We start from the raw sequence: 19,335 nt of genomic DNA on the forward strand, positions 1-19,335 counted from the left end.
TGTCGAGGTCGAGGTGGGGGCGTCAGGGCAGCAGCCCGTCGTCGTGCGCCATCATCAGCGCGCGCATCGCGGACCACATCCCGTAGTAATGCACGATGTAGCTGTCCGCGCGGCGAAACAGCCAGGGCGTGTTGAAGCTGACGAGATCGGCCACGCCTTCGCCGTGCAACTGCCCGTCGCGCTCCATCGCGCGAATGAAATGCAGCTGGTCGCCATCGCTGGCATAAACGCTCGACCTGTCCTGCAGCGCCACGATCGTGGCCATCATGTCGCGCAGCATCGCGTCGTTGCGTTCCGTGCGGCGGAACGCCATCACGCCCGAGTTGAACGCCCACTGGCCGATATCCTGCGCGAGCAGCCAGTCGCGCCCTTCGAGCAGCGGCTCCAGCGCTTTCTGCTGGTCCGCGATCAGCACGTCGGCGTCGAGCCACACGACCCATTCATGGTGCTGCAGGTACGCATGCAGCAGCCAGGGCTTGAACCAGTTGCCGGTCGCGTTCAGTCCGATCTCGGCGGGAATGTCGCGATGCACGTAGAACGTATAGCCGTGCGTGTCGCAGTAGCGCCGGAAATTCCGTTCGGCGATGCGCGCATAGCTGCCGATGTTCGGCGTGTAGAGCGTCATCAGCGCAATCGGGCGGCCGGGATTGTAGGTGCTGCGCTCGGCGGATTCGTCCGGTGCATCGGCTGCGTCGTGATCGAACGAGAACATCGGCCGGCCAGCGGCACGGCATCGATTGATATACGCGACGAGCGTGTCGCGGAACCGGGGCGTCGCGCCTTTCCGTTCGGGATCGTCCGGCGTGTCGTCGATGCTGATCGCGAACGTCGGTTCGCGGCTCCACATGGGATCGAGGTCGGGGCTGGCCGGCATGACCGGATACAGCCCGTCGATCGGCGTCATGTAGCGATGCGTGTCGAGATCCGCGAACAGCGCGGCCTCCGATGTCAGGCGCGGCTCGCTGCCGAGCTTGCACCGCTGCACGAGCCGCATCGCGATCGCGCGCACGGCCGCCGTGTTGCGCCAGATCTGCACGTCGACTTGCGGCAGCGGCGGCGCGAACGCATCGACGAACAGCATGTCGCGCCCGGTCATCAGGCGATCCAGCGCGACGGGTTCGATGATCGCCGCGTCTTCGCTGAGCAGCAGCACGAGTTCGTCGGGCTGCGCGCCGCGCAGCACATGGAGCAGCGATTCGTAGCGATGCAGCGGCCGCAGCGGCAGCGCCTGCGGCATCGCGGACGCGTCGACGAATTCGTGACGATACCCGTGCGCCTGCGCGTACTGCCGGTGATTCTCGAGGCTGGCGGGTGCGTCGTGACTGAAATGGCTGAGGACGATCATCGTGCGCTCCGAAGCCCGGGAAGCGGCCTGCGCCGCAAGCGTGCGCGCACGCTTTCCATGCTCCAGAGCCCGAGGCAGCGATCCGACATCGGCACCGTGCCGATGTCGGCCCCGTAGATGATGCATTCGTTGCTGCCTTCGACGAGCAACGTCAGCGGCGGATCGAGATCGAAGGGCGGCATTTCGAGGTTGATCGGCGTCCACTGGCCGGTTGCGATTTCCGCGTTGCGCGGATAGCTGCGATAGATGAAGGTCGTGGTCAGCAGGTAGCGCGCGTTCGTGGCGGCGAAGCGCTCGAACGCGCGGAACACGTCGGCATGGGAAAAGTGGAACAGGCAGTCGCGGCACAGGATCAGGTCGGCGTCCGGCAACGGATCCTGCAACAGGTCGAGATGCACGAAACGGCGGTTGGGCGCAGTCCACGTCGCCTGGTTTGCCGCGACGAGGTTCTGCACGATATCCGCACCGATGTAGTCGATGCCGTCGAGATCGACATGACGCATCCAGTTGAAATCGCCGCACGGCGCATCGAGCATCGAGCGCACGCCGAACCGGCGCAGCAACCCGGGCAGTTCGCGAATGACCTGCGCGGTGTTTTTCAGCTCGGACCCCCACCCGGATACGCTTTCCTCGGAGTGCCACCCCTGTTCGTCGTGGATTTTCTGGAAGACTTGCGCGGTGTCGTGTTCCATTCTTTCAGCCTTTTTTATCGTGTTGCGGCGAGGTCGTTTGTGGTCCGTTTGAATGTCAAAAACTAGTCGCAACCTGGCAGCGCGGCAGGTGGCCCGAGTATCGCATAACGGCCTCGCGTATTTGCGCGTCCAGCCCGCGCCTGCCGTGGGCTGACGATCCATGACAGTGTGCCCGCCGGCGATTCGCTAGAATGCCGGGTTGCCGCCGCCGCTTGACGCGGGCGGCGCTTCGCGCGCTACACTGCGTTCATTCCATTCCCATCCCGCCGACGATGACGTCTCCTGTCCTGAACGGCCTGCGCATCGGTATCACGATCGGATTGCGTGCCCCCGACGAAAGCCTGTGGATCAACGGCATCAAGCAGAACGCGCTGTTTCTCGCGAAGCTGCTGATGGCGTCGCCGCACGGCTACCGCGTGACGCTGGTCAACACGACCGACGTGCCGCTCACCGACGCGCTGCCGTGGGATCGCGCCGTGTACGACACGCGCGCGTTCGCCGACATGAGGGATTCGCTCGACGTGGTGATCGAGCTCGGCGGGCAGATCGACGGCGAGCAGACGGCCTACCTGAAAGCGCGCGGCGCGAAGCTCGTCAGCTACTGCTGCGGCGTCGAGTACATCAACGCGATGGAGTCGATGCTGTTCGGCCGCCGGATGTGGGATTCGCTCTTCATCAACCGCGGCTACGACGAGGTGTGGGCGATTCCGCAGATCGCGCCGTCGTCGCTGCCGTTCCTGCAGTCGCTGCGCCGCTGCCCGGGGCGCGTCGTGCCGTTCGTGTGGGATCCGATGTTCCTGAGCGCCCGCGCGCAATCGCTGCCCGAGCACGGCGAATACCGGCCGCGCAGCGAGCCCGGCAAGCGGCTGACGGTGATGGAGCCGAACCACAACGTCGTGAAGTTCTGCGTGTATCCGATGCTGATCATCGACGAGGCGTATCGTCGCGACCCCGATGCGATCTGCTTCGCGCACGTGACGAACGCCGATCGCCTCGCGCACGACAGCCCCGAGTTCGTGATGCTGATGAACTACCTGGACATCGTGCGCGCGGGCAAGGCGAGCTTCGTCGGGCGCTTCGATACGCCGCTGTTCCTGGCCGACCTGACCGATATCGTCGTGTCGCATCAATGGTCGAACCCGCTCAACTACTTCTATTTCGACGTGTGCTGGCAGGGCTATCCGCTCGTGCACAACGCGAGCCTCGCACCCGATCTCGGCTACTACTATCCGGACAACGACGTGCAGCAGGGCGCCGATGCGCTGCTGCGCGCGCTGCATACGCACGACGACGACTGGGAAGCGTATACGCGGCGCCAGCGCGACATCCTCAGCCGCTATACGTCGGCGAACCCCGCACTCGTCGCCGAATACGACGCGCTGCTCGCGAACCTGATCGGCGCGACGGCCGCATAAGGTCCGTTTTCCGCGGCGCACGCACGTTGCGCCGCAGGCCGTCATCGGGGTTGCCCCGCCCTAATGTCTGACGAAATCATGCCGTTAAAAAGAAACCGTCGAACCCGTTAGGGTCGACGGTTTTTGAAGGCACGAAATTGACGGCTCCGAGGGAAGTCCGTCGAAAACAAGTTTATAGGTTAACGAGTTGGAAAGACTGTTAAATTTGGTTCAATCGATAATCTTCATATAATTAAACTTGATATCATTGACTCAAGGCGGGTTGATTCTGCTTTGAAATTTCGCAATATCGTTTGAAACGTGGAAATTGAATGCTGCGATGATCGAATGATGCGCGGCGGCAGGTTTTCAGCGGGTGACGGCCCGTGCAGCGGGCCACGGCGGCGGTCTTGGCATCGAATGCGGGCGGCCTTTTGCGGGCCGGTATTTATCTGATCAATTGAAATGATCGCGATTTGCGGGATTGGCATATCGCGGGAAAGCGATTCGGATAAAGCTGTTTGGGCGAAAAAGATAAACGATTTCTGGATCGGGGTTCCGTAATTCGCGTTGTGTAACCTGTCGCACAGTCGGTGTTGCGCGGATATGGTGTATTCGCGGTAAATGAATATCGTTGGAAATATCGAATTTGACGGCGCGCCGAAACGATAAGTACGCTCCCGGAAAAAATCGACATAACAAGATGGGCCGGGTAGGCGGCGGAGCGTGTCATGGTCGGTTCGCTCCGCATGTTTCTTGAGGTCGAGCCGTCTTCGGCGGCTCGCCATTTGCCGGAGCGCCGGATGAATGCGGTCGAAGCTCGCCTGGAGGCGAATCGGGAAGCGAATCGTAACGAAATCGATCTCGTGTTCGGCGCGCCCGACGATCATCCCGACCTCGCGTCGGTACGCAGTTTCGTGGAAAGCCGGCTCGGGTTCGCGCGCGAGCCGGTGTGCCGTTCCGACCTGTCGGGCGGCGTGCTGTACCAGGAATGCCTGGCGCGGTTGCGCTGGGGCGAGCGCGACGTGCTGCCGCCGCTAGCGTTCCTGCCGCGCCTCGAGGCGCTCGGGCTGATGCGCTGGTTCGACCGGCTCGTCGTGAGCCGGACGATCGACGCGCTGCGCGCCGATCCGGGCGCCGTCTACGGTTGCAACGTCGCGGCGGCGAGCGCGGTCGTCGACGATGCGTGGCTGGCGATTTTCAGGCGGCTCGAGCGCGAGCCGTCGGTCGCGGCGCGGCTGGTGGTCGAGATCACGGAGACGGCGCCGCTGAATCCCGTCGCGGGCCGGTCGTTCGTGAACCGCTTCCGGCAGGCCGGATGCCGGATCGCGATCGACGATTTCGGTGTCGGCTTCAGCGCGTTGAACAATCTGGTGGTCGGCAATCCCGACATCGTGAAGCTCGACCGGTCGATCCTGTCGATGATCAAGCGCAACGCGATCGGGCGCTACCAGTTCCGCAGGCTGATCGCGTTCGCGCATGAAGGGGCGCGGCACGTCGTCGTCGAAGGCGTGGAGAGCGAGATCGACCGGCAGATCATCGTGGATGCCGGCGTCGCATGGGCGCAGGGCATCCGGTTTTCATGGCGGTCGCCGGCCGCCGCGTGACGGCGCGGGAACAGGCGGGGCGGCGTGCTGGATGCGCGCCGCAGTCGGGCGGGGCCGGCGCGTGGCCGGGACGAATCGCAAAGGGGCGTGGGCATGGCGAAGACGAAGGCCGGAGACGGAACGGGCACGCAGGCGACCGATGCGCGCGACCTCGTCGCGATCGCCGAACTGGCCGACATGCTGTGGCAACTGGGGGCCGAATCGACCGATGTGCCGATCGACGTTGTGCCGTATCTCGATGGCCTGAAGGCCGTCGCGCGCCGCATTCAGCGGATGACGCCGCTCGACGCCAACGGCCGCGAGCTGGCGGCACGGCACTATTACGCGGGCGTCATCGCGGGCGCGTGCGGCGACGATTCGGCGATCGCGCGCGGGGTGTTCGACAGTCTGGTGAAGCAATCCGGCGGCGTTAGCCGGCCGGCGGCCCGTTGCTTCGCCGTGCTCGCACGCACGGGGCGGCGGCATGGCTGCGCATTCGCCGCGCAAAGCGGCGCCCGGGTGCTGGTGTAGGGCCTGTTATTAGCGTGAACAGGCCTTGGTGCATCCGGTGCGCGTACGGGCTGGCATGCGGCCGGCTTCGACATCGTCCAGGCGCAGCGGCACGGCCGCCCGGACGCGCGGCAAATCGATCAATCCTTCCCGAATCCGCCGAGCACCAGCGCCATCGCGCGGTCGATCGCGTCGTCCCGTTGCCCCACGTGCGCCGCGCGCACGATCCGGATGCCCGGGTAGTGCGCGGTGCGCGAACCGGTTTCCCGGCGCGCATCGGCTTTCGGGCTGAGCAGCAGCACGGCCGGCACGCCGAGCGCGCCGGCGACGTGGATGTGTGCGATGCAGGTGGTCACGACAGCGTCCATCGCGAGCATCAGCGCCGCGAGATCGCTGAAATCGCCGATCGCATTCATGGGCAGGACGCGTGCGAATGCGGTCAGCCGAGCGCGCGGCCGGCGAACAACTGCTGGATCTGCGCGGAATACGCGCGGACGTTGTGCTCGGCGAGCGTGTCGACCTGGTGCAGGCAGCGGCGGGCGGCTGCCGCATAGTCGTCGAGCCGCGCGTCGTGCGTTTGCGCGGCGGTCGCGATCGCGCGCGCCGCGTCGAAGATCTCGAAGTCCGGGTAGTAGTAGCCGACGTCGCGCAGGAACGGCGAGTTGTGCACGAGCGGGTAGTTGCCGTACAGCGCGTCGTACAGCAGGTAATTGAGGCCGTTTTCCCAGTGGTGCGACACGACGATGTCGGTGTGATGCGCGGCCCACGCGACGAACGGTGCGCGCACGTCGGCCGTCGCCTTGCCGTCGCGCACCATCTCGAGCCCGAGCGCGAGATGCTTGAAGGCGACGTTTTCCTTCTTGTCGAACGTGTTGGTCATGTACACATGCTCGACGAGCTCCGGATGCTCGACGTAGCACGCGTTCGCGGCGAGCATCGGCACGATCGAACTCTTCACGACGTTCAGGTTTGGTTCGAAGAACGCGATGCGCTTCGCGGGGCCGTGGTTCCGGTAGCCGAAGCGGGCTTTCAGTTCGGGGTCCGCATCGAGGCTGCGCTCGATGAAATACGGCGACCAGATATGCGGCAGCTCGATCACCGGCGCGCGATACACGGCCTGGAAATATGCCGCGCACGTATGCATGTGCTGCGGGTTGGTCCAGATCTCGTCGAACTGCACGCGGTGCGGGTTCGGCCGCCAGTCGTTCTTCTCGAAGTTGATCGTCTCGACCGCGATCACGTAGTCGTTGCCGAAGCGGTACGACACGCACTTGCCGCCGCGCTGGCGCACGACGTCCGTGTGGGTCGGGTCGATGAACGCGTTCATCTCGATCAGCAGGTCGGTCTGGTGGACGACGGCCGACAGCGGCCGCAGCGCGTCGCCGAATGCGTCCATCATCAGCGCCTGCGGATAGTCGGTGACGCCGTCGTCGTGCGCGAGCCAGACCTCGCCGATCAGCGGCGACTGCTTCAGCAGCATGTACAGGTACACGCAGTGCTGGTTCGCGCCGTTGTACCAGATCGACTGCGTCGCGTCGCGCTGCACGTTCATCGTTATCGCGACATTGAGTTTCATGGCGGCTCCGTGAGGCGGGCGATGAGCGGCTTACTGCACGGCGCCTTGCGACTGGCGCGGCACGTAGCCCGTCAGGTGCCAGCGGCCGTCGTCGTCGAGGCGGAAGCTCAGCTTCTCGAACACGGTCGCGCCGCTCGTCAGCGTGGTTGCATAGTCGACGTTCGCGTAGAGCCCGTCGGGCGTCGCCGATGCATTCGTATAGCGGATGCGCGTCACTTGTGCCCAGCCGCGATGACTGACCGCACCGATGGACTGGCGGGCCCGCTGCATGTCCGCCGCGAACTGGTCCTGCTTGATGCGCGCCTTCACGAACGCGGCGGCATCGCTCCACACCGTGCCGTACTGGCCGGCGTCGAGCTGCTTGAACACCGCATCCGCGTCGCGCAGCAGCGTGTCGGCCGATTCGCCGGCGGATTGCGCGTGCGCGCCGATCGCGATCGAAGCGACGGCGCAGCCGATCAGCCATTTGGCGCGGGAGACGGTCGTGCGTGCGTTCATGTCGGGGTCCGGAAAGGGCGGCGCGTCACGCGTCGCGATAGAGGGTAGCGATCGCGTCCGTGTAGGCGGCGACGTTCTCGGGGTTATAGATGCTGACCGAGGACAGCACGTGCTTCGACTGTTCGCGGTACGCGTCGAGATTCGCGTCGTGCTCGGCGAATGCCTGCAGCAGCGCGCGGCCGCCGGCCTGGCAGTCGAAGTCCGGATAGAAATACCCGGCCTTGCCGAGGAACGGCGAGTTGTGGATCAGCGGATAGTCGCCGTACAGCAGCTCGTAATACAGGTAGTTCTGCGCGTTTTCCCACGTGTGCGACACCACCGCATCGCCGTACGCGGCCATGAACTCGTACACCGCATAGCGGCTTTCGAACGTCGTGATCCCGTGGTTCACGATGTCGAGGCTCTTCGCGAAGTGAACGAACGTCGCGTGCTCCTTGATGTGGATCGTATTGCACACGCGCACGAATTCAAGGAATTGCGGGTTGGCACGGTATGCCTCTTCCGTGACCAGCATCGGGATGATGCTCGTCTTCACCATGCAGATGTTCGGCTCGAACATCGTCACGCGCCAGCGCGGCTTGCCGGGCTGATAGCCGTACGTCAAGCCGGCGCCGAGCGTCGCGCGCGCCTTGTCGAACAGCATCGGGTGCCAGATGTGCGGCACGATCGTGACGGGCGCACGCAGGCCCGTCTGGTAATAGTGCAGGCACGAGCGCTCGAATTCCGGAATCGTCCACACCGCGTCGTACGGCGCGCCCGAGAACAGGAAGCCCGACGGCTTGTCGAACATCGCGCGTTCGATGTCGATCACGTAGTCGTTGCCGACCCGCATCGTGACGACCTTGCCGCCGCGGTCGCGGAACGCGCGCAGGTAGTCGGCGCCGAACTGCGCGCTCATTTCGATCAGCACGTCGCAGCGTTGCAGCGCTTCGTCCATCGACAAGAGCGGCACGTCCCATTCGCCGAGCATCATCTGCGGATCGGCGACCTGTTCGCCGCCGTTCACCATCACGGCTTCCGCGACGAGCGGCGACTGGCGCAACAGCAGGATCAGCAGCAGGCAGTTCTGGAAGATGCCGTTTTCCCACAGCGACTGGCCGGCGCCGCGCACGAACAGCGACACGCCGACGACGAGACGCTTGCCCTCGCCGGGCGCTTGACGGGCATTGGAGTCCGACATGCGTATTCTCCGGTTCAGGCGACCAGACGCGAGACGAACGCGTCGAGGTTCGCGGGGTTGTCGATCGAGACCGACTGCAGCAGCCGGCTGGTTTTCGCGCGGTAGTCGTCGAGGCGTTCGTCGTGATGCAGCCACGCGTCGAGCAGCGCGCGGCCACCCGCGGCGGAGTCGAAATCCGGGTAGTAATAGCCGGCGTCGCCGAGCAGCGTCGAGTTGTGGATCAGCGGATAACCGCCGTGCAGCACGTCGTAATACAGATAGTTTTGCCCGTTTTCCCAGTGATGCGACACGACCGCATCCGCGTGGCGCGCCATGAAGCCCGGCAGGTCGATGCGCGGTTCGAAGGTCGCCTTGTGCTGGCGCACGAGATCGAGGCTGTTCGCGAAGTGCACGAAGGTCGGATGCTCCTTCATGTGCAGCGAGTTGACGACGAACATGTGTTGCACCGCGTCCGGCCGCGCACGGTAGAACTCGTCGCACGCGAGCATCGGGTAGTGGCAGGACTTGGCGACCGAGATGTTCGGTTCGAGCATCGCCAGGTGCCACGGGCGGCGGCCCGGCCGATAGCCGAACGTTGCGCCTTCGGCGGCGAGCGCGGCGATGCGGCGATCGAGGAAGTACGGCGCCCAGATGTGCGGCATCAGATGGACGGGCGCGCGCAGGATGGTCTGCAGCATCGGCGCCGCGGTCTTGTCGTATTGCGGCAGCAGCCATACTTCGTCGAACGGCGCGCCGTTGAAGATGTGCCCCGACGGTTTGCCGAAGATCGGGGTTTCGCACAGGCCGGCATACACGTGCCCGCAGAAGAACGCGGCGATTTTCTTGCCGAGCGCCTTCATGTGCCTGAGCCATTCGACCGGCAACTGCGCGCCCATTTCGATCACGACGTCGAGTTCGTGCGTGACGTCGGCGGGCTTCACGAGCGGGATGTCGAGGCCGTCGAGTTCGAGGCCGGCCGGCAGTGCGTTGGCGTCGCCGCCGTTCAGGAAATAGACGGGGCCGACGCGATCCGAGCGCTTGAGCATCATCGCGAGGAACGCGATGTTCTGGTGAATGCCGTTTTCCCAGATCGCCTGGCCGTCCCGCGCAAACAGCGAGATGCCGACGGCCGGCCGTTGCTTGCGGGTGCCGCCCGCGGCGGCTTCATTGATGTCCGTCACCGGTTGGTTTCCTCTGCGGCGTCGTGCGTCCGGGCATGGTCGAGCGTCCGGCCCGGAAGCGGCGCGCCGTGGATTGTCATGGTTGCATTCGCGCCGGTGCAGCGCGGCAGGCGAATCGGGCGACGTGGTTCGCGAGGGCGGCAGCCGGATTCCGGCGTATCGTCGGGCACGCCTGGCACGGCGCGCGTTTCGGGCAGGCTGCCCAGGCGACTGTCTGCGGCGATTGTGGCACGGAAATCGCCGGTTTGTGGAGGGCCATGACGAACTTTGACATAGCCGCCGGCCAACCGGAGCGGGGCGCCGGCGCAGCGGCGTCCGCGTTGTCTGGCGGATGTCCGGAGGATGTCCGGCGCGGCGCTGGCGGCCGGCCGGAGCGGGCCGCCGCGCGCGGTGGCCGCCCGCTCAGTGCTGCAGCCGGATTTCGACGCGGCGGTTGCTGGCGCGGCCTTCGGGCGTTGCATTGGACGCGACCGGATCGGCCTTGCCGCGGCCCGTGACCGTCAGCTTGTCGGTCTTCAGCCCGTGCGCCTTCAGATAGGCGGCGACGGACTCGGCGCGGCGCTGCGACAGTGCGAGGTTGTAGTCGTCGCTGCCCACCGTATCCGTAAAGCCGGTGACCGTCACCAGCGAATACGTGCGGTCTGCGCGCTCGCTCAGCAGCCGGTCGAGCGATTCGCGCGCGGTCGGGGCGAGCGTCGCGTGGTCGGTCGCGAACAGCGCGTCGCCCGACAGGTTCACGCGCTCGACGACGGCAGGCGCCGGCTCGGCGGCCGAGGCCGCGGCCGTTTCGGCCGGCGCGGCGCCGCACTGGAACACCAGCGTCGCGGGATCGGATTTGTCGCGCAGCGCGCGGGCCGAGTCGACGACGCGCACCGGCTGGTCGCCGCAGATCTTGCGGGCGGCCTTCATGCAGGTCTGCGGGCCGGACAGCAGGCCGTGGCAGTCCACCTGGAACGTGCGCACGCCGTCGCGCGGCTGCAGTTCGGAGGCGCTGAAGGTCGGGCCGGATGCGGTCGAGCATGCGGCGAGGGCCATTGCGGAAAGCGCGAGCGCAAAAGCGAGTTTGTTCACGGTTACGTCCTCAAAGCTTGGGTTGACAGAAGCCGGCCGCGGGGTGCGCGGCCGGCTCGTCCTGCCGTCGGGGCCGCCGCGGGCCGGCCGGCTGGCGAGCCGGGCGGCCTGGCGGCGCGACGCGTTACTTCCACTGGTACAGCATGCCGGCGCCGATCACCTTCTGACCGCCGCTGAAGCCGCCGTTGATCGACGCCTTCAGGTTCTCCGTGATGCGGGCCTGCATGTTGACCGCCATCGCCTTCTGGCCGAGGAAGGTCGACGTGCCGACACCCATCCCGAAGTTGGCATCGCGATCGAGCTGCGGGATCGATGCCATCGCGCCGACGGCCGCGATACCCTGCTTCGCCATCTGGTCGGTCTGCTGCAGTTGCGAACCCAGCGAGTTGATCTGCGCCTGCTGGCCCGACAGTGCCGTCGACAGCGTCGTCTGAACCTGCGTCAGCTGGTTCACGTTCACCGCGTCGGTGCCTTGCGTACCCGGCGCGACGTTCACGATCTGGCGCTGCTGCGTGTCGCTGCCGACCGAGACGACGTTCTGGCGGCCGCCGTCCGTCGAATTCGCGCCGATCGCCACCGAGTTCGAGCCGGCGGTGACGGTCGGGTGATCGCTGCCGGTACCGTTCATGTCGGCCGCGATGCCGTTGTTGTTCACCGCACGCGTCTGGTTGTTGTTGATCGTCGTCGACAGCGAGTTCAGCGTGTTGCTGATGTTCGTCACGCCGGTCGACAGCGAGGCCACGTTGCTGTTCGTCGTGCTCAGGCCGGTGGACAGCGAACCGATACCGGTCGAGGTGGACGTGGACAGCGACGATACGTTGCTGTTCGTCGAGCTCAGGCCCGTCGACAGCGAGTTGATCGCAGTCGAGGTCGACGTGGACAGCGACGACACCGAGCTGTTCGTCGAGCTCAGGCCGGTCGACAGTGAGCCGATGCCGGTCGACAGCGACGCGACGTTCGATGCGGTGGACGTCGACAGCGAGTTGAGCGCGTTGTTCGTCGCGTTGAGCTGGCTGCCGTTGATCGCGTCCGTGCTGCTGGCCGAGATCCGGCCCGCTGCGACGTTCGTGATCTGGCGTTCCGCGCCCGGCGCGCCGACGCTCACCACGCCGACCGGCGAGTTGCCCGCGAAGAAGTACGTGGCACCGCCGATCGTGGCGCTCGACGTCGGGTTCGCGGTACTCGTGACCGAGTTCGCACCGAGCGCGATCGAGTTGGCGACGTTGGCTTGCGCGTTCGTGCCGAAGGCGAGCGCGTCGGCGGCCGTGGCCTTGGCAGCCGAGCCGTAGGCCTGTGCGCCGGTGGCGCTGGCCGTGGCCTGGCTGCCCAGCGCGATCGTGTTGTCCGCGGTGGCCTGGTTCGAGCTGCCGAGGGCGAGCGCGCTGGCGCCGTTTGCCGTGTTCGCGTTGCCGAGCGCCACTGCGCCGTTGCCGGTCGCCGTGTCGTTCGCACCCAACGCTACCGCGCCGGTGCCCGTCGCGATGCTCGGATCGCCGATCGCGACTGCGCCGTCACCGCTCGCGGTGTTGCCGGAGCCGATCGACACCGCCTTGCCGCCGGTTGCCGATGCGTTCTGGCCGATCGCGACCGCGCCTGCCGACTGCGCGTTCGAGCCGTCGCCGACCGCGACGCTGCTTGCGCCCGCCGCGCTGGCGTTGACACCTGCCGCGAGGGCGTTGGTGCCGGTGGCGCCCGTGTTGTCGTAGTTGGCTTGCTGCGTGCCGTTGTCGTTGACGCTGTAGTAGTGCGTCTTCGCGTTGTTGATCGCGGTCGAGGTCGACGTGGACAGCGACGTCACCGAGCTGTTGGTCGAGCTGAGGCCGGTGGACAGCGAGCCGATGCCGGTCGACGTCGAGGTCGACAGCGACAGGATCGTGCTGTCGGTCGACGAGAGGCCGGTGGACAGCGAGTTGATGCCGGTCGAGGTCGACGTGGACAGCGACGTGATCGAGCTATTCGCCGACGAGAGGCCGGTCGAGGTCGAGGTCGACAGCGAGCTGATCGAGCTGTTAGCCGAGGACAGGCCCGTCGACGTGGACGTCGACAGCGATGTCACCGAGCTGTTGGTCGAACTCAGGCCGGTGGACAGCGAGTTGATGCCGGTCGAGGTCGACGTGGACAGCGACGTGATCGAGCTATTCGCCGACGAGAGGCCGGTCGAAGTCGAGGTGGACAGAGACGTGATCGAGCTGTTGGCCGACGACAGACCCGTCGACGTGGAGGTCGACAACGAAGCCACCGAGCTGTCGGTCGAGCTGAGGCCCGTGGACAGCGAGTTGATGCCAGTCGAAGTCGAGGTGGACAGCGACGTGATCGAGCTGTTAGCCGACGACAGGCCGGTCGAGGTCGAGGTGGACAGCGACGTGATGGAGCTGTTCGCGGACGACAGACCCGTCGAAGTCGACGTGGACAGCGAATCGATCGAGCTGTTGGCCGACGACAGGCCTGTCGAGGTCGAGGTGGACAACGACGTGATCGAACTGTTCGCCGACGAGAGGCCGGTCGACGTGGAGGTGGACAGCGAAGTCACCGAGCTGTTGGTCGAGCTGAGGCCCGTGGACAGCGAGTTGATGCCCGTCGAAGTCGAGGTCGACAGCGAAGTGATCGAGCTGTTAGCCGACGAGAGGCCGGTCGACGTGGAAGTCGACAGCGATGCCACCGAGCTATCGGTCGAGCTGAGGCCCGTGGACAGCGAGTTGATGCCAGTCGAAGTCGAGGTGGACAACGACGTGATCGAGCTATTGGCCGACGACAGGCCAGTCGACGTGGAGGTCGACAGCGAAGTCACCGAGCTGTTAGCCGACGACAGGCCAGTCGACGTGGAGGTCGACAGCGACGCCACCGAGCTGTCGGTCGAGCTGAGGCCCGTGGACAGCGAGTTGATGCCGGTCGAAGTCGAGGTGGACAACGACGTGATGGAGCTGTTGGCCGACGACAGGCCAGTCGACGTAGAGGTGGACAGCGAAGTCACCGAGCTGTTGGTCGAGCTGAGGCCGGTGGACAGCGAGTTGATACCGGTCGAAGTCGAGGTCGACAGCGACGTGATGGAGCTGTTAGCCGACGACAGGCCAGTCGACGTAGAGGTGGACAGCGAAGTCACCGAGCTGTTGGTCGAGCTGAGGCCGGTGGACAGCGAGTTGATGCCGGTCGAGGTCGAGGTGGACAACGACGTGATCGAGCTGTTCGCCGACGAGAGGCCGGTCGAGGTCGAGGTCGACAGCGAGCTGATCGAGCTGTTCGCCGAGGACAGGCCCGTTGACGTGGACGTCGACAGCGAGGTCACCGAGCTGTTGGTCGAGCTCAGGCCGGTGGACAGCGAGTTGATGCCGGTCGAGGTCGAGGTGGACAACGACGTGATGGAGCTGTTGGCCGACGACAGACCCGTCGACGTCGAAGTCGACAACGACGTGATCGAGCTATTCGCCGACGACAGGCCGGTCGAAGTCGAGGTCGACAGCGACGTGATGGAGCTGTTGGCCGACGACAAGCCGGTCGACGTGGAAGTCGACAGCGAAGTCACCGAGCTGTCGGTCGAGCTGAGACCCGTGGACAGCGAGTTGATGCCGGTCGAAGTCGAGGTGGACAGCGAAGTGATCGAGCTATTCGCCGACGAGAGGCCGGTCGAGGTCGAGGTGGACAACGACGTGATCGAGCTGTTAGCCGACGACAGACCGGTCGAGGTCGACGTGGACAGCGAGGTGATCGAGCTGTTGGCGGACGACAGACCCGTCGACGTGGAAGTCGACAGCGAAGTCACCGAGCTGTCGGTCGAGCTGAGACCCGTGGACAGCGAGTTGATGCCGGTCGAAGTCGAGGTGGACAGCGAAGTGATCGAGCTGTTGGCCGACGAGAGGCCGGTCGAGGTCGAGGTGGACAACGACGTGATCGAGCTGTTAGCCGACGACAGACCGGTCGAGGTCGACGTGGACAGCGAGGTGATCGAGCTGTTGGCGGACGACAGACCCGTCGACGTGGAGGTCGACAGCGAAGTCACCGAGCTATCGGTCGAGCTGAGGCCCGTGGACAGCGAGTTGATGCCCGTCGAAGTCGAGGTCGACAGCGACGTGATCGAGCTATTAGCCGACGACAGGCCGGTCGAGGTCGACGTGGACAGCGAGGTGATCGAGCTGTTCGCCGACGACAGGCCCGTCGACGTGGAGGTCGACAGCGACGTGATCGAGCTGTTGGCCGACGAGAGGCCAGTCGAGGTCGACGTGGACAGCGACGTGATGGAGCTGTTGGCCGACGACAGACCGGTCGACGTGGAGGTCGACAGCGAGGTGATCGAGCTGTTCGCCGACGACAGGCCCGTCGACGTGGAGGTCGACAGCGACGTGATGGAGCTATTAGCCGACGACAGGCCGGTCGAGGTCGACGTGGACAGCGAGGTGATCGAGCTGTTGGCCGACGACAGGCCCGTCGACGTGGAAGTCGACAGCGAGGTGATCGAGCTATTCGCCGACGAGAGGCCGGTCGAGGTCGACGTGGACAACGACGTGATCGAGCTATTGGCCGACGACAGACCGGTCGAGGTTGACGTGGACAGCGAGGTGATCGAGCTGTTGGCCGACGACAGGCCCGTCGACGTGGAAGTCGACAGCGAGGTGATCGAGCTATTCGCCGACGAGAGGCCAGTCGAGGTCGACGTGGACAACGACGTGATCGAGCTATTGGCCGACGACAGACCGGTCGAGGTTGACGTGGACAACGAGGTGATCGAGCTGTTGGCCGACGACAGACCCGTCGACGTGGAAGTCGACAGCGAAGTCACCGAGCTGTCGGTCGAGCTGAGGCCCGTGGACAGCGAGTTGATGCCGGTCGAAGTCGAGGTCGACAGCGACGTGATGGAGCTATTAGCCGACGACAGACCGGTCGAGGTCGAGGTGGACAGCGACGTGATGGAGCTGTTCGCGGACGACAGACCCGTCGAAGTCGACGTGGACAGCGACGTGATGGAGCTGTTAGCCGACGACAAGCCAGTCGAGGTCGACGTGGACAACGACGTGATCGAGCTGTTGGCCGACGACAGGCCGGTCGAGGTCGAGGTGGACAGCGAGGTGATCGAGCTGTTCGCCGACGAGAGGCCGGTCGAGGTCGAGGTGGACAGCGAGGTGATCGAGCTGTTGGCCGACGACAGACCGGTCGACGTGGAAGTCGACAGCGACGTGATCGAGCTGTTGGCCGACGACAGACCGGTCGAGGTCGACGTGGACAGCGAGGTGATCGAGCTGTTCGCCGACGAGAGGCCGGTCGAGGTCGAGGTGGACAACGACGTGATGGAGCTGTTGGCCGACGACAGACCGGTCGAAGTCGACGTGGACAACGACGAAATGGCGCTGGTCGCGGTACCAACCTGTTGGGCAACCGAATAGAGCTGGCTGCCGTTGATCGCGTCGGTACTGGTCTGCGTCACCTGGCCGGCGGCGACGTTGGTGATTTGTCGCTCGTTACCCTGGCTGCCGACGCTAACGGTGCCGACCGGCGCGGTGCCTGCGAATCCACCGAACGTGACGCCGTTGACAGTCGCGCTGCTCGTGGGATTGGCCGCGGCAGTCTGCGAGTTGGCGCCGAGCGCGACGGAATTGTTGGTGGCCGCGGTGGCGCCGCTGCCGATGGCGACGGCGTCGGTGCCGGTCGCGACGCTGTCGGCACCGGTCGAATTCGCGTGGAAGTACTTGATGCCCTGGCTGTTGATGTTGTCGATCGCCGAGCCGACGCTGTTGGCGGTCGACGTCGTGCCGTTCGCGTTGTAGGTCGTGTATGCCGGCGCGGAGACCGTCCCGGTCGTCGGGTCGTACTTGGCGCCGCCGCCGAGTGCCGATGCCGTGCTGGTGCCGAGGTTGTCCGTCTTGGTCGTGACCGTGCTCAGGCCGGTCGACAGCGAGCTGATGCCGGTCGAGGTCGACGTGGACAGGGACGTGATGGAGCTGTTAGCCGACGACAGACCGGTCGAGGTCGAGGTGGACAGCGACGTCACTGAGCTATTGGCCGAGCTGAGGCCAGTGGACAGCGAGTTGATGCCGGTCGAGGTCGACGTGGACAGCGACGTAATGGAGCTGTTAGCGGACGAAAGACCCGTCGACGTGGAGGTCGACAGCGACGTGATCGAGCTGTTCGCCGACGAGAGACCGGTCGAGGTCGAGGTGGACAGCGACGATACCGAGCTGTTGGTCGAGCTCAGGCCGGTGGACAGCGAGTTGATGCCCGTCGAGGTCGACGTGGACAGCGACGTGATGGAGCTGTTAGCGGACGAAAGACCCGTCGACGTGGAAGTCGACAGCGAAGTGATCGAGCTGTTCGCCGACGAGAGACCGGTCGAGGTCGAGGTGGACAGCGACGATACCGAGCTGTTGGTCGAACTCAGGCCGGTGGACAGCGAGTTGATACCCGTCGAGGTCGACGTGGACAGCGAAGTGATGGAGCTGTTAGCGGACGACAGACCCGTCGACGTGGAAGTCGACAGCGACGTGATCGAGCTGTTAGCCGACGAGAGGCCCGTCGAGGTTGAGGTGGACAGCGATGTCACCGAGCTGTTGGTCGAGCTCAGGCCAGTGGACAGCGAGTTGATGCCCGTCGAGGTCGACGTGGAGAGCGAAGTGATGGAACTGTTAGCCGACGACAGGCCAGTCGACGTGGAGGTCGACAGCGACGTGATGGAGCTATTAGCCGACGAGAGGCCCGTCGAGGTCGAGGTGGACAGCGACGTCACCGAGCTGTTCGCCGAGCTCAGGCCAGTGGACAGCGAGTTGATGCCGGTCGACGTGGAAGTCGACAGCGAAGTGATGGAGCTATTCGCCGACGACAGACCGGTCGACGTGGAGGTCGACAGGGACGTGATCGAGCTGTTGGCCGACGAAAGACCCGTCGAGGTCGAGGTCGACAGCGACGTTACCGAGCTGTTGGTCGAGCTCAGGCCGGTGGACAGCGAGTTGATTCCGGTCGAGGTCGACGTGGACAGGGACGTGATCGAGCTATTTGCCGACGACAGGCCGGTCGACGTGGAGGTCGACAGCGAAGTGATGGAGCTGTTAGCCGACGAGAGACCCGTCGAGGTCGAGGTGGACAGCGACGTGATGGAGCTGTTAGCCGACGACAAGCCAGTCGAGGTTGACGTTGACAGGGACGTGATCGAGCTATTCGCCGACGACAGGCCAGTCGACGTGGAAGTCGACAGCGACGTGATGGAGCTGTTAGCCGACGAGAGACCCGTCGAGGTCGAGGTGGACAGCGACGTCACCGAGCTGTTGGCCGAGCTCAGGCCAGTGGACAACGAGTTGATGCCGGTCGAGGTCGACGTGGAGAGCGAAGTAATTGAGCTATTCGCTGACGACAGACCGGTCGACGTGGAGGTGGACAGCGAGGTGATCGAGCTGTTGGCCGACGAAAGACCCGTCGAGGTCGAGGTGGACAGGGACGTGATCGAGCTATTTGCCGACGACAGGCCGGTCGATGTGGAAGTCGACAGCGAAGTGATCGAGCTGTTGGCCGACGAGAGGCCCGTCGAGGTCGAGGTCGACAGCGACGTCACCGAGCTGTTCGCCGAGCTCAGGCCAGTGGACAGCGAGCTGATGCCAGTCGAGGTCGAGGTGGACAGCGACGTGATCGAGCTGTTAGCCGACGAAATGCCAGTCGAAGTCGAAGTCGACAACGACGTGATCGAGCTGTTGGCCGACGAAATGCCGGTCGATGCCGACGTCGACAGACTCGTGATGCTCGACGTCGTCGTGCTCGCGACCGAGTAGAGCTGGCTGCCGTTGATGGCGTCGGTACTGGTTGCGCTGACGAGGCCGGCCGCGACGTTCTGGATGCGGCGTTCCGAGCCGGGCGCGCCGACACTGACCACACCGTTCGCCGCGCTCGCGCCGGCGTAGGTGCCGAACGTCTGAGTGCCGATCGTGGTGCTGCTGACCGTCCCGGTGCCGCCGGTTGCCGTCGTCGCGGTGGCGCTCGTCACCGAGCCGTTGCCGAGGGCAACCGAGTTCGCTACGTTTGCCGTCGAGTTGACACCGAGCGCCAGTGCATTGGTGGCTGTAGCGCTGGACCCTTGCGCAATCGCGACGGATCCGCTGCCGGACGCGTTGGAGTTTGCACCCAATGCGGTCGCGTATGAATTCGTGGCCACACTGCTCGAACCCAGGGCGACCGAACCTGCCGTCCCGCTCGCGGTCGAGCCGTTGCCGAGCGCCACGGCATCCGAACCGGAGGCGATGGCCTTGGCGCCGAAGCTCCCGCTGTTGCCGATTGCTATCGATCCAGTGCCGTTCGACGTCACCGAGTTGCCGATTGCAACCGAGCCGTTCGTGCCCGTGGCGGTTGCGGTGCT

At 65.2% G+C, this 19,335-nt stretch carries 12 protein-coding genes and 1 pseudogene; 3 read left to right on the forward strand and 10 right to left on the reverse strand.

What is annotated here, in order from left to right:
- Positions 1 to 22: 22 nt before the first annotated feature.
- Both R9B84_RS36755 and R9B84_RS36760 read right to left on the reverse strand, forming a co-directional pair.
- Positions 23 to 1,345, reverse strand: coding sequence for a galactosyl transferase GMA12/MNN10 domain protein (locus R9B84_RS36755; protein WP_423762226.1), 1,323 nt, complete (start codon positions 1,343 to 1,345; stop codon positions 23 to 25).
- The gene (locus R9B84_RS36760) at positions 1,342 to 2,037 is read right to left on the reverse strand and encodes a class I SAM-dependent methyltransferase (protein WP_423762227.1); all 696 of its coding nucleotides are present in this window, start codon (positions 2,035 to 2,037) and stop codon (positions 1,342 to 1,344) included. The genes R9B84_RS36755 and R9B84_RS36760 overlap by 4 nt, the downstream gene beginning before the upstream one ends.
- 272 nt (positions 2,038 to 2,309) lie before the next feature.
- Between R9B84_RS36760 and R9B84_RS36765 the strand changes: the two genes are divergently transcribed.
- Positions 2,310 to 3,452, forward strand: a complete 1,143-nt coding sequence (locus tag R9B84_RS36765; RefSeq protein WP_423762228.1) for a DUF2827 domain-containing protein — start codon at positions 2,310 to 2,312, stop codon at positions 3,450 to 3,452.
- A 224-nt stretch (positions 3,453 to 3,676) separates the two neighbouring features.
- Here the strand turns inward: R9B84_RS36765 and R9B84_RS36770 are convergent, their stop codons facing one another.
- Positions 3,677 to 4,321: a hypothetical protein gene (locus R9B84_RS36770; RefSeq protein ID WP_423763587.1), complete on the reverse strand. Its 645-nt coding sequence runs from the start codon at positions 4,319 to 4,321 to the stop codon at positions 3,677 to 3,679.
- Here R9B84_RS36770 and R9B84_RS36775 point away from each other — a divergent pair.
- Positions 4,235 to 5,038 carry an EAL domain-containing protein gene (locus tag R9B84_RS36775; RefSeq protein WP_423762229.1) on the forward strand — a complete coding sequence of 268 codons (804 nt, stop codon included), beginning with the start codon at positions 4,235 to 4,237 and terminating at the stop codon, positions 5,036 to 5,038. The genes R9B84_RS36770 and R9B84_RS36775 overlap by 87 nt on opposite strands.
- 93 nt (positions 5,039 to 5,131) lie before the next feature.
- Positions 5,132 to 5,548, forward strand: coding sequence for a hypothetical protein (locus R9B84_RS36780; RefSeq protein WP_423763552.1), 417 nt, complete (start codon positions 5,132 to 5,134; stop codon positions 5,546 to 5,548).
- Between the two features lie 119 nt (positions 5,549 to 5,667).
- Here R9B84_RS36780 and R9B84_RS36785 read toward each other — a convergent pair whose 3' ends face one another.
- From R9B84_RS36785 to R9B84_RS36815, 7 genes and pseudogenes are all read right to left on the reverse strand, one after another.
- Entirely contained in the window at positions 5,668 to 5,943 is a 276-nt protein-coding gene (locus tag R9B84_RS36785) for a hypothetical protein (RefSeq protein WP_423762230.1), read from the reverse strand.
- A 23-nt stretch (positions 5,944 to 5,966) separates the two neighbouring features.
- Positions 5,967 to 7,103 (reverse strand): DUF2827 family protein, encoded by a 1,137-nt coding sequence (locus R9B84_RS36790; protein WP_423762231.1) that lies wholly within the window; start codon positions 7,101 to 7,103, stop codon positions 5,967 to 5,969.
- 30 nt (positions 7,104 to 7,133) lie between these two features.
- Positions 7,134 to 7,601, reverse strand: coding sequence for a DUF4019 domain-containing protein (locus R9B84_RS36795; protein WP_423762232.1), 468 nt, complete (start codon positions 7,599 to 7,601; stop codon positions 7,134 to 7,136).
- Between the two features lie 25 nt (positions 7,602 to 7,626).
- A complete protein-coding gene (locus tag R9B84_RS36800) occupies positions 7,627 to 8,781 on the reverse strand; it encodes a DUF2827 domain-containing protein (RefSeq protein ID WP_423762233.1) in 1,155 nt (384 codons plus the stop codon).
- Positions 8,782 to 8,795: 14 nt separating this feature from the next.
- Entirely contained in the window at positions 8,796 to 9,941 is a 1,146-nt protein-coding gene (locus tag R9B84_RS36805) for a DUF2827 domain-containing protein (RefSeq protein ID WP_423762234.1), read from the reverse strand.
- 402 nt (positions 9,942 to 10,343) lie between these two features.
- Positions 10,344 to 11,012 carry an OmpA family protein gene (locus R9B84_RS36810; RefSeq protein WP_423762235.1) on the reverse strand — a complete coding sequence of 223 codons (669 nt, stop codon included), beginning with the start codon at positions 11,010 to 11,012 and terminating at the stop codon, positions 10,344 to 10,346.
- 124 nt (positions 11,013 to 11,136) lie between these two features.
- A pseudogene (locus R9B84_RS36815) lies at positions 11,137 to 19,251 on the reverse strand (YadA-like family protein); the annotation flags it as partial.
- Between the last annotated feature and the right edge of the window lie 84 nt (positions 19,252 to 19,335).

The sequence above is a fragment of the Burkholderia sp. NLJ2 genome, assembly GCF_049487195.1.
GTDB classification, from domain to species: Bacteria; Pseudomonadota; Gammaproteobacteria; order Burkholderiales; family Burkholderiaceae; genus Burkholderia; species Burkholderia pyrrocinia.